Source organism: uncultured Porphyromonas sp., from assembly GCF_947254915.1.
Classification (GTDB): domain Bacteria; phylum Bacteroidota; class Bacteroidia; order Bacteroidales; family Porphyromonadaceae; genus Porphyromonas.
The window spans coordinates 1-10,712 of record NZ_CAMYEZ010000079.1 but is presented as its reverse complement, the minus strand read 5'-3'; the positions used below and the strand labels follow the sequence as shown (position 1 = coordinate 10,712).

Here is a 10,712-nt window from a genome sequence, read left to right as displayed (position 1 = left end):
GATTACGATCAACCCCACACAGATGACCGATGACCTCAAGCGCAACAATGGATTTATCCCAGGAGTCAAGCCTGGACGTAGCACGCGAGACTACCTCGACGGTATTATGGATCGTATCACACTACCTGGAGCGTTCTTCCTCGCACTGGTCGCTATTATGCCAGCCTTTGCTCAGATTTTGGGTATTAGCTCGGCATTCGCACAGTTCTTTGGAGGTACATCGCTGCTGATTCTCGTAGGTGTGGTTCTAGATACACTACAGCAAGTTGAGAGTCACCTACTGATGCGTCACTATGATGGTCTACTGAAGAGTGGTCGTATCAAGGGACGTACGGGTTCCGTATCAGCATATTGACACTCCTTACAGTTGTGTTGTTTCATTTGAATATATTCAAGTAGATGATTTACCTAAAGACATCAGAGGAGATAGAGCTGATGCGTGTGGCCAACAGACTTGTTGGAGAGACCTTGGGAGAGGTGGCGAAGCACATTGCTCCAGGGGTTACCACCAAGCATCTAGACACGATTGCCTATACTTTTATATGTGATCATGGTGCTACTCCTGCGTTCTTAGGTTATGGAGGTTTCCCCGCCAGTATCTGTACTTCAATTAATGATCATGTGGTACATGGTATCCCTTCGGATCGAGAGATACTGCGTGAGGGGGACATCATCTCCGTAGATTGTGGTACGCATATCAATGGCTTTACTGGAGACAGTGCTTATACCTTTGCGGTAGGGGATATTGATCCCGATGTGGAGCGTCTGCTGACGGTCACTCGAGACTCTCTCTACTTAGGTATCAAGCAGGCTGTCGAAGGTCACAATGTGGGGCACATCGGCGCTGCGGTTCAGCGTCACTGCGAAGCGCAGGGATATGGTATCGTTCGTGAGTTGGTCGGGCATGGTATCGGACATGTGATGCACGAAGACCCCAACGTTCCCAACTATGGTTACCCAGGGGTTGGCCCCAAGCTACGAGCAGGTATGTGCATCTGTATTGAGCCTATGGTGACGATGGGGCGTCGCAAGGTCGTCTTTGAGTCTGATGGATGGACCGTCCGTACGCATGACGGCAAGCCTGCAGCGCACTTTGAACACTGCATAGCCATTATGCCCGATGGTCAAGCTCCGCAGATTCTTTCTACATACGAGTATATCAAAGAAGTATTAGGCACACGAGAGTTTTAATATGGCCAAGCAAACAGCTATTGAGCAGGATGGTGTCGTCCTAGAGGCACTGAGCAATGCAATGTTCAAGGTACAGCTTCAGAACGGACACATCATCACGGCGCACATATCGGGCAAGATGCGTATGCACTTCATTCGTATCCTGCCAGGAGACAAAGTCAAGGTAGAGATGTCTCCTTACGACCTCACACGTGGTCGCATCTCCTATAGATACAAGTAATCAAGTCATAGCGACAATCAGAATAAGAGCATACTATGAAAGTCAGAGCATCAATCAAAAAGCGATCAGAAGACTGTAAGATCGTCAGACGCAAGGGTCGTCTGTACATCATCAATAAGAAGAATCCTAAGTTCAAGCAGCGTCAAGGATGAGCTTAGGTATGAAGCTCCGCACATCACTTAGGATGAGGGAGAGTCAGCTTATCACGCAACAAACATCACACAGTATATAGAGTATGGCAATAAGAATCGTCGGCGTCGATCTGCCGCAAAACAAAAGAGGTGAGATAGCCTTGACCTATATATATGGTATAGGTCGTAGTAGTGCTGCTCGCATCTTGGATGCTGCAGGTGTTGATCGCAACATCAAGGTCCAGGATTGGACAGATGATCAAGCAGCTGCTATCCGTGAGCAGATCTCCAATGGTTATAAGGTTGAGGGTGATCTCCGTAGCGAGACACAGCTCAACATCAAGCGTCTCATGGACATCGGTTGCTACCGAGGCATCAGGCATCGTCTAGGTCTCCCCCTGCGTGGACAGAGTACCAAGAACAATGCCCGTACACGTAAGGGTAAGCGCAAGACAGTCGCTGGTAAGAAGAAGGCAACTAAGTAATAGAACCACCTTATGGCAAAGAAAACCGTAACAAAAAAGAGAGCAGTCAAGGTCGATGCCCAAGGGCAGGCGCACATACACTCTTCTTTCAATAATATCATCATCACCCTTACCAATAGTGAGGGGCAGGTCATCAGCTGGTCATCAGCTGGTAAGATGGGATTCCGTAGCTCTAAGAAAAATACTCCCTATGCAGCTCAGCTCGCAGCTCAAGACTGCGCTAAGACAGCATTTGATTTAGGGCTACGCAAGGTCAAGGCTTATGTCAAGGGTCCTGGCAATGGGCGTGAGTCCGCTATCCGTACCATCCACGGTGCTGGTATTGAGGTAACAGAGATCATTGACGTCACACCGCTACCACACAACGGCTGTCGTCCTCCTAAGAGACGTAAGGTCTAGTTGCTACAAGTATAGAGATCACAGCTACCTAGAGAGCGGGTGCACCGACCTTGTAGAGTTAGTGTTGAGAGTCCACAGCAGGACTGCTCCTTGCTTTACAGATAGACTGTTAATCAGTCCTAGGTGTAACTCGCACATAGCAAGCTCTACGGATAGGTCTCAGCTTAGACATAGACTCAAGATAGTGACTCTGTAAGTCGATAGGCGTAGTGTGAGATTGATGCGGTTGCTCACTTACTTTCCCTCTTATTCTAATCGCATCGCGGCTGCTCTATATGCGCCGTCGCTTCTAGACTTACTACTTGAGATATGATCCCAGCCTTGACCACCACATAGCAGAGAGTGGCGCATATGCCCTCGAGCATCTTGTAGAGCAGGTGTATGGTGTAGCATTAAAATGAAATAGAACAATGGCAAGATATATTGGTCCTAAGTCCAAGATTGCACGCAAGTTTGGTGAGCCCATCTTCGGTGCAGACAAAGTCCTGAGTAAGAAAAACTATCCCCCAGGTCAGCACGGCAATAATCGTCGTCGCAAGCAGAGCGAGTATGCACTTCAGCTCCGCGAGAAGCAGATGGCCAAGTATACCTATGGGGTCTTGGAGCGTCAGTTCCGCAATCTCTTTGAGAAGGCGCAGCGCACCTCAGGCATCACGGGTGAGATACTTCTACAGCTTCTTGAGTCTCGTCTAGACAACGTAGTCTTCCGTCTAGGCATTGCTCCTACACGAGCTGCAGCACGTCAGCTCGTTTCTCACCGTCATATCGTTGTTGACGGTAATGTGGTCAACATCCCCTCCTACACACTCAAGCCTGGACAGATTGTCGGTGTACGTGAGCGTGACAAGTCTATGGAGGTCATTGCGGACTCTCTTGCAGGATACAATCATAGCAAGTATCCATGGCTAGAGTGGGATGCACGCACCTACAGCGGTAAGTACCTCAACGTACCTACACGTGAGGAGATACCCGAGCCCATCAAGGAGCAGCTCATCGTCGAATTGTATTCTAAGTAACCCTCTAACTCTATGGCAATATTAGCATTTCAACAACCTGACAGCGTCCTTATGCTGGACGCTTCGGATCACTACGCCAAGTTTGAATTTAAGCCTCTAGAGCCAGGCTATGCTATGACTATTGGCAACGCCTTGCGGCGCATCCTCCTCTCATCGCTAGAGGGGTATGCAATAGCTTCTATCCGTATCGAAGGTGTAGAGCATGAATTTGCTACTATTCCAGGGGTGTTGGAAGATGTAACCCATATCATACTTAATCTCAAGCAGATTAGATTCAAAGCTACTGTAGAGGATCCTCAGGAAGAGACCATCACGCTCCACGTCACGGGTCGCAACTCCTTTCAGGCTGGTGACCTCAATCAGGTCTTGACTAGCTATAAGGTGCAGAACCCCGACTTGGTCATCTGTAATCTTGCTGAGGATGCTGACTTCACGATAGAGATACGCATCAATAAGGGGCGTGGCTACGTTGTCTCCGAGGAGAACCGTCGTGAAGACGATGCTGTCAATACACTTCCCATTGACGGTATCTATACACCGATTCGCAAGGTGAAGCATATCACCGAAGCGTATCGTGTAGATCAGCGCACAGACTACGAGAAGCTAGTTCTGGAGATTGAGACGGATGGCACGATTCATCCACGTGAGGCTCTACGCCAGGCTGCCGAGATTTTGATTTCGCACTTTGCACTTTTTGCGGACAATGAGTTTGAGGTTGAGCTCCCCGAGGAGGAGCCTGACACTGTCTTAGACAATCAGATGATGAAGGTTCGCTCGAAGTTGATGACAGACCTAGCAACGACAGATCTCTCAGTTCGTGCGCTCAACTGTCTCAAGGCTGCGGGTATCTCTACGATTGCAGACCTGCTGAGTAGAGATCGTGAGGAACTCTTGAAGATTAAGAACTTCGGTAGGAAGTCGCTTGTAGAGCTTGAGCAGTTCTTAGCGGCTCAAGACCTAGGCTTTGATATGGATCTTACCCCCTATAGATTAGATAACGATTAATTCCTCTTATGAGACACAATAAGAAATTCAACCATCTAGGCCGCACCAAGGCGCATCGTGAGGCTATGCTTGCCAATATGGCTAGCTCGCTCATTATGCACAAGCGGATTAACACGACAGTTGCCAAGGCTAAGGAACTGCGCAAGTTTGTTGAGCCTATTATTACCACGGCAAAAAATGACACCACGGCTTCTCGTCGTCTAGCCTTCAGCTACCTACGTGACAAGGAGGCAGTCAAGGAGCTCTTCGGCACCGTCGTCGACAAGGTCGGCGATCGTCCTGGTGGCTACACACGTATCCTACGTACGGGTCTACGTCTAGGCGACAATGCTTCTATGTGCTTTATTGAGCTTGTTGACTTCAACGACAATATGACCAAGAGCGCTTCTGCTCCTAAGAGTGAGGGCAAGAAGCGCACACGTCGTTCGCGTCGTGGTAGCGGTGCTACTAAGGCTGTCGCCCAGCAGGATACTCCAGCTACAGAGGCACCTGCACAGGCCGAGGCGCCAGCCCAGGAGTAGTGTACTAGGAGCGCTGACGAGACACAGTCACATAGTCCGCCTCCCATATGGAGATACTTTGTGCAGTGTGTAGGGGCTGACGAAAGCACTGATTCTCGTCCTAGTCTCAAAACAAATAGCAGAGGGAGTGTTGAGCATTAGCTTGACACTCCCTCTTGTTGTTTTTTTGAGGGGCTTTATTTGTCTGTCCGTTTTAGCGAAGTTTTGACCTAGGTCAAAACTTCGCTTTTTACTTGCATTTGAACTTAGAAAGTAGCGATTACTTGTGAAATCGTATTTTCCACTCCAAAATGCAATTTGAAGAGTGTACAGCTTCTGTTGTGAAAAATAAAAATAAAGTGTATCTTTGGCTGTCGGAAGGCATAGCTTGCGTTGCTATACTTATAGTAGTGTCACCAACTAACTAAACCACTATAATTATGAATAGACACATACTTCTATCTAGAGCTTGGGTCGTAGCTTTGATCATGGCGTGGAGCCTTTTCCTCTTCACTTCACAGAGGTCTGTGGCTCAAGACACGCATCTAGAGGTGACGATCACGGAGGCTGGTACACTTGCCAATCAGCTGGCAGGTCATACGAGCTTAGAGAGACTTGTCGTTCGTGGCATCCTCAACGATGCCGACCTCGGCACACTTGATGGCTTATCATCGCTCAAGCATGTAGACCTCTCGCAGGCAGACTTCATTAACTCGCAGGGGGCTTTAGAGGGTACACTGCCCAGCTATAAGTTCTCTAGCAACAAGCACTTTGAGACCTTCTCACTACCTCGTAATATCACAACGGTTGGAACCTCCTGCTTTCTCAAGTGTAGTGCCCTTAAGGAGGTGACCCTGCCAGAAGGACTTAAGAAGATAAACGCTAAAGTTTTTATGAGCTGCTACCTTTTGGAGCGTATCAATCTGCCGAATAGTCTTGAGTCCATAGGCGATATGGCATTCTACAAAACGGGTTTGACATCTCTCCCAGAGAGTTCTACCCTAAAGAGTATCGGCAAGACCTGCTTCTGGGGCAGTAAGCTACAAGATGTGCGCTTAGGAAGAGCCCTTGAGAGCCTCGGAGACGCAGCTTTTGGCGGATGTACAGCGCTCAAGAGCATCTCTGTATCATCGCTCAATGTCTCTTTTAGTACCGAGGATGGAGTCCTCTTTGACAAGGCAAAAGAAACTCTGTTCGTCTATCCAGCCGCAGCAGAGCGTGCTAGCTATCAGACACCTACAACGGTAACCACTATCAAGCCGTCAGCCTTTGAAAGTACACAAAGCTTAGAGACGCTAGTAATCTCAGAGGGAGTAGTAGGTATACCTAATAGCTTCTGCGCCTCTGATGCAAAGCTTACCAAGGTTCACCTCCCATCGACAGTTAAGACAATTGACGTGGGGGCTTTTGATAATTGTAAGGAGCTGAGAGAGTTTCACATTCGAGCTGTGGAGCCACCCGTAGCTGAGACAGGAGCTTTTGGTGTGATGTTTCCCAATTATAAGATGAATCTCTTCGTACCTGTCGGGAGCAAAGCACTCTACCAGGCCGTCAAAGTGTGGGATGAGGCATTTCTCTCTATCAGCGAAGAGGGTGATCCGCTACAAGTGGAGCAGATTGTCCTCGTCTCTGCAAAGCAAAAGGGCGAATATATCGGTCTGAATCTGAAGAGCGATGGAGACGTTACTGTCACAGGAGCCGCTTACGACTCACCTGGTTACTACAAGCTAGAGGAGTCGACAATTACTATCACAGGTAAGGTCAAGAAGCTAGACTGCTCTGGTAATAAGCTCCTCACAGTTGATGCGAGCAAGGCTCTGAGTCTAGAGCAGCTCCTCGTAGATGACAATGAAATCACATCAATCACTCTAGGCGAGTTGCCTAACTTGGTACGTCTCTACGTCGGTTCTAACAATCTGACATCAATAGACCTCAGTGGGCTCCCTCAGCTAGCAGACTTTAGTTGCTGGGGCAATAAGTTTGTCTCTATAGACCTAAGTCATAATGCGAACTTGGGCTCTCTCGTCTGTCGAGACAATCTCTTGACTGGTACGCTAGACCTGTCGCACTGTCCGCTACTTCAAGAACTTAGTTGCTTCAAAAACCATATTGACGAGATTAGGCTTGCCTCTCCCAGCCAGTTAGGTCATCTAGAGATACAGCGCAATAAGATTAAGGGTGATGCGATGATACGGCTTTTGAGTGCCCTGCCAGAGTATCGCGCTTTCGCCGCAGATGATTGGGATGACTATATGGGGCTTAACCCACAGGGTATCTATCTGCTAGAGAAAACGGATTTAGAGAGCAACTTTGCCTATGAAGATGAGGTAGCGATAGCTACTGCAAAAGGGTGGCCCGTCTTCTCTATGAACATAGAAATGTATGGAGAGGAAAAGCCTCAGCCTTACAGTGGTGAGAAGAGGTCTACATCCGATGCTCCTCATCGCATAGCGTATGGATTCTTCCAGAGCAACCAGCAGTTTGGTGCTGGGCAGTACGGCTTCGGTCACTTCTACCTAGATGAGCCTGAGAAGACTCAGAGTGATCTCACCTTCGGCAAGGATGAGGGCGTCTACGCTGGTGCAGCTTGTGATGGTCTCATTTACGCCTGCACTTACGTCTACACTAGTCAGAGAGGACCACGTCCTGAGTGGTTTATCTCCTACAATGTACGGACTAAGGAACGCAAAAATATCGGCCGATGGGCAGATCCTGAGGATTTTGGAGCACGGGTGCTCGATATGACTTACGACTATACAACGCACAAGATGTATGCTACCACATTCTCTGCGGGGAGTAGCAGACTAGTTGAGGTAGATCTAGCGACTGGAGCCTTTAAGGAGGTTTGCCAGTTGGAGTCTAGCTGTGGTCCTCTTGCCGTAAACAGTCGCGGAGAGTTCTACGCACTTACATCCGCAGGGGTGCTTCATAAGATAGACCCCGCTAGTGGTAAGCTCAAAGAGATAATCAACCCTCAGCTAGGAGGTGTACTGAGCAATCAGTCGCTTGAGTTTGACCGTACAGACAGAGATCTCCTCTACTGGGTCGCTACCACCTCTACGATGAGTGACAAGGATGCACAGCTGGTACGCTTTGACCTCTCTACGCCTGCTACTCCTACGGTCCAGTCACTCGGCAAGGTGGGCGAAAAAGCGATGCTACAAGCACTCTTTATCCCGTTTGCTCCGGGTGGCAATGAGGCTCCTGCAGCTGTATCTGACTTAGTCGCAGAGGCTGATGTCAATAGTGCGCTGGTAGCCACTGTTCAGTGGAAGAATCCCTCCAAGACTTTCTCTGGAAAGCCCCTCTCAGCACTCTCTTCTGTCAAGCTCTATCGCAATGGTGTAGAGATCCACTCCTTTGCCGATGCTACTCCAGATCAGCTCCTCACGTATGAGGACAAAGAGATGTCACAGGCTGGCGAATATCTCTACACGGTCTCTGCTCTCAATGAGGCTGGCGAAGGCGAGCGCACCTCTATAGCTCTATGGGTAGGCTTAGATGCTCCTGCTCAGGTGACAGATGTAGAGCTCATGACGACCAATGGGTCGAAAGAGGTGATGCTGACATGGCATGCTCCCAAGGTAGGAGCCCATGGAGCTACAATCAATAAGGATAAACTCTCTTACGATCTCTACCGCTCCGATAGTACAGAGCCCATTGCCAGAGCTGTTAAGGAGCTACGATACAGCGACAAGAGCATCTCTGAGCTCTCTAGTTACTACTATACTATCAAGGCTATCAACGAAGCTGGAGAGAGCACGACACACAGCGACTGGGTCGTAGCTGGTCCTGCTCTCACGCCTCCTGTCGAGGAGACTTTCGAGGGAGAGGAATATGCTAAGCGTTGGAGGCTCATCGATGGTAATCGTGATGGCTGGAGTTGGTTTGTCAATAGTGACTTGACGGGTCAGATATTCAATAGCGTAGCCAACGGCATAGAGTATATAATCAATCCTACGCTTACGCCTACTTATGTAGTGGCTACCGATGAGTGGCTAATCTCTCCGCCTGTCACTTTTGACAAGGATAAGTGTTGCAAGATTACTTTCCGTGCTCGTGCGATCTCTGAGGAGACGATTGAGATTACTATAGGTAAAAACAACAACGCCTCAGACCAGAAGAAAGTGGCTAGTATAGTCATCCCAGCTGGTACGGCCACTGACGATGGCGTGATAGAGCTACAGAGCTACGAGACTATAGTAGATATCCCCGAGGGTATCTCCTCTATCGGAATGCACCTCATATCGCCAATCACCCAGAATCGCTATGCTTGTCTCCAAATCTCAGATATCAAACTAGAGCAGGTCAAGGGCAATGCCGTTGGTCTCCCCACGGATTGTGCTATCACTCTAACCCAAGAGGATGGTCTCTGTACAATCCACGGGAACTTCCTGACGGTGACGCTGTATAGTCTCTCTGGAGAGGTACTCATGTCTACTACAGAACGTGAGATAGATATGCGTACGCTACCATACGGTAGCTATATCATTGCCGTGAGTGGTAGAGAAGGGATCTCCTCTTTCAAGGTCGTTCGCTAGTAAAAGAGTACAGCCAAGGCGAGAGGAACTACTAGAGAAGTCCTCTCTGCCGATACTATAGAGGCTCCAGTCATCACGATAGGTGGTGGCTGGAGCCTCTTTGTCTAGGATGCTGCAGAGCAATCATAGGATAGAAACAAGAAAAGCGAGGGCTCAACTGCTGATATAGTGGTTGAGCCCTCGCTTTACGTTTTGCTGTCGCTGAGACTTTAATCAGGCAGCAATGAGAGAGGATTTACTTAGGCCTAGAGATTTGTAAGAGGTATTGCTTGAGATCTGTGTCAAAGAAGACTTCGCACTTAACCCCTTGTGCATTCAAGACAGAGATAGCACGATATCGGGCATCGTATTGGTAGCCCTCTGTAAAGCTATTGTTTGCCAGCCACTGTTTTAGTTCTGCAGATTGTAGCTCTGTATCGTTACTGAGACAATTGAGACGGCAGATAATGTAAAGACCAGTGTACTTACCAAAGGTGTAGCGGACGTAATGGAAGTTAGACTTGCTGAGATCCTCCGGCTTAGTATCGAACTGTAGCTTGGTGTCACTAGAGTAGAGAGCGTTGAACTCGCGAAGACCTAGTGTTTGCTCAAAAGCCTTGATCTTATCGTGATCCTTTGTCTCCAGTTGAGTATAAGAAGGGAAGTCCAGAACGTCAGTGATGACTGCATGATCCTTTTCGATATCGTTACCTGACGACACGTTTTTGTAGAGCAGTCTTACTTGTAGTGTTGTATTAAGCTCTGCGTTGGGCTCGTCTAGAAGTAAGACAGAGACTTTTGGGTCATCGTTCTTAGTAGCTGTAAGAGTGGCGGTGCCATCATGAGAGTCCTGCGTGAAGGAGCCGAACCCCAGTTCGGATAGCATCGCTTTCGTCTTAGGACAGTCTGCAAGTGTCTCCTTGCTAAAGGCTACAATCATAAGATGCTGACCACTCTCAAGGTCGTAAATGACTCCTGGAATAGTCTTTAGAGCCGTATTGGCAAAACCCCTAAACCGCTTACCCTGTAGGGCTAGTTCTGTAGGGGTACGCCCTAGTGCCTGCTCATGATCCAATATGTCTTGACTCGTTATAGCTCCTTGACTGTCTACTTGAGGATCAAAGTTGAGTGTAGGTAGCTCGTTAGCTATGGCATCTGCTTGCGTGGAGAACTCGACTTTGGTGAGGGGACCCCACTTACCGTCGGCGTTCTTTGCCATAGCTACGGCGTAGTAGGCGGTGCCTG

At 48.6% G+C, this 10,712-nt stretch carries 10 protein-coding genes and 1 pseudogene; 10 read left to right on the top strand and 1 reads right to left on the bottom strand.

The genetic code is table 11. The features are described 5' to 3' along the window. The 10 genes from Q0X57_RS05745 to Q0X57_RS05700 all read left to right on the top strand — a co-directional run. A partial coding sequence (locus Q0X57_RS05745) for a SecY family transport protein (RefSeq protein ID WP_297728873.1) occupies positions 1 to 355 on the top strand: 355 nt, incomplete at its 5' end. A gap of 44 nt (positions 356 to 399) precedes the next feature. Beyond that, positions 400 to 1,191: a type I methionyl aminopeptidase gene (gene map / locus Q0X57_RS05740; RefSeq protein WP_297728871.1), complete on the top strand. Its 792-nt coding sequence runs from the start codon at positions 400 to 402 to the stop codon at positions 1,189 to 1,191. Position 1,192: 1 nt separating this feature from the next. Continuing rightward, positions 1,193 to 1,411 (top strand): translation initiation factor IF-1, encoded by a 219-nt coding sequence (gene infA, locus Q0X57_RS05735; RefSeq protein ID WP_004331513.1) that lies wholly within the window; start codon positions 1,193 to 1,195, stop codon positions 1,409 to 1,411. Positions 1,412 to 1,446: 35 nt separating this feature from the next. Further along, positions 1,447 to 1,563, top strand: a complete 117-nt coding sequence (ykgO, locus tag Q0X57_RS05730) for a type B 50S ribosomal protein L36 (RefSeq protein WP_004331524.1) — start codon at positions 1,447 to 1,449, stop codon at positions 1,561 to 1,563. A gap of 83 nt (positions 1,564 to 1,646) precedes the next feature. Then, positions 1,647 to 2,027 carry a 30S ribosomal protein S13 gene (rpsM, locus tag Q0X57_RS05725; protein WP_025882884.1) on the top strand — a complete coding sequence of 127 codons (381 nt, stop codon included), beginning with the start codon at positions 1,647 to 1,649 and terminating at the stop codon, positions 2,025 to 2,027. A gap of 12 nt (positions 2,028 to 2,039) precedes the next feature. Further along, the gene (rpsK, locus tag Q0X57_RS05720) at positions 2,040 to 2,426 is read left to right on the top strand and encodes a 30S ribosomal protein S11 (protein WP_007365587.1); all 387 of its coding nucleotides are present in this window, start codon (positions 2,040 to 2,042) and stop codon (positions 2,424 to 2,426) included. A 410-nt stretch (positions 2,427 to 2,836) separates the two neighbouring features. After that, complete coding sequence (rpsD, locus tag Q0X57_RS05715) at positions 2,837 to 3,442, top strand: 30S ribosomal protein S4 (protein WP_297728868.1); 606 nt, start codon at positions 2,837 to 2,839, stop codon at positions 3,440 to 3,442. 12 nt (positions 3,443 to 3,454) lie between these two features. Next, positions 3,455 to 4,447 (top strand): DNA-directed RNA polymerase subunit alpha, encoded by a 993-nt coding sequence (locus Q0X57_RS05710; protein ID WP_297728866.1) that lies wholly within the window; start codon positions 3,455 to 3,457, stop codon positions 4,445 to 4,447. 8 nt (positions 4,448 to 4,455) lie between these two features. Continuing rightward, positions 4,456 to 4,968 carry a 50S ribosomal protein L17 gene (rplQ, locus tag Q0X57_RS05705; RefSeq protein WP_297728864.1) on the top strand — a complete coding sequence of 171 codons (513 nt, stop codon included), beginning with the start codon at positions 4,456 to 4,458 and terminating at the stop codon, positions 4,966 to 4,968. Between the two features lie 419 nt (positions 4,969 to 5,387). Continuing rightward, positions 5,388 to 9,488, top strand: coding sequence for a leucine-rich repeat protein (locus Q0X57_RS05700; protein WP_297728862.1), 4,101 nt, complete (start codon positions 5,388 to 5,390; stop codon positions 9,486 to 9,488). 235 nt (positions 9,489 to 9,723) lie between these two features. Here the strand turns inward: Q0X57_RS05700 and Q0X57_RS05695 are convergent. Further along, positions 9,724 to 10,712: pseudogene (locus Q0X57_RS05695) on the bottom strand (hypothetical protein); the annotation flags it as partial.

Coding starts and splice junctions, on each gene's coding strand:
- map (WP_297728871.1), top strand. CDS start 400: ATGATTTACCTAAAGACATCAGAGGAGATAGAGCTGATGCGTGTGGCC.
- infA (WP_004331513.1), top strand. CDS start 1,193: ATGGCCAAGCAAACAGCTATTGAGCAGGATGGTGTCGTCCTAGAGGCA.
- ykgO (WP_004331524.1), top strand. CDS start 1,447: ATGAAAGTCAGAGCATCAATCAAAAAGCGATCAGAAGACTGTAAGATC.
- rpsM (WP_025882884.1), top strand. CDS start 1,647: ATGGCAATAAGAATCGTCGGCGTCGATCTGCCGCAAAACAAAAGAGGT.
- rpsK (WP_007365587.1), top strand. CDS start 2,040: ATGGCAAAGAAAACCGTAACAAAAAAGAGAGCAGTCAAGGTCGATGCC.
- rpsD (WP_297728868.1), top strand. CDS start 2,837: ATGGCAAGATATATTGGTCCTAAGTCCAAGATTGCACGCAAGTTTGGT.
- Q0X57_RS05710 (WP_297728866.1), top strand. CDS start 3,455: ATGGCAATATTAGCATTTCAACAACCTGACAGCGTCCTTATGCTGGAC.
- rplQ (WP_297728864.1), top strand. CDS start 4,456: ATGAGACACAATAAGAAATTCAACCATCTAGGCCGCACCAAGGCGCAT.
- Q0X57_RS05700 (WP_297728862.1), top strand. CDS start 5,388: ATGAATAGACACATACTTCTATCTAGAGCTTGGGTCGTAGCTTTGATC.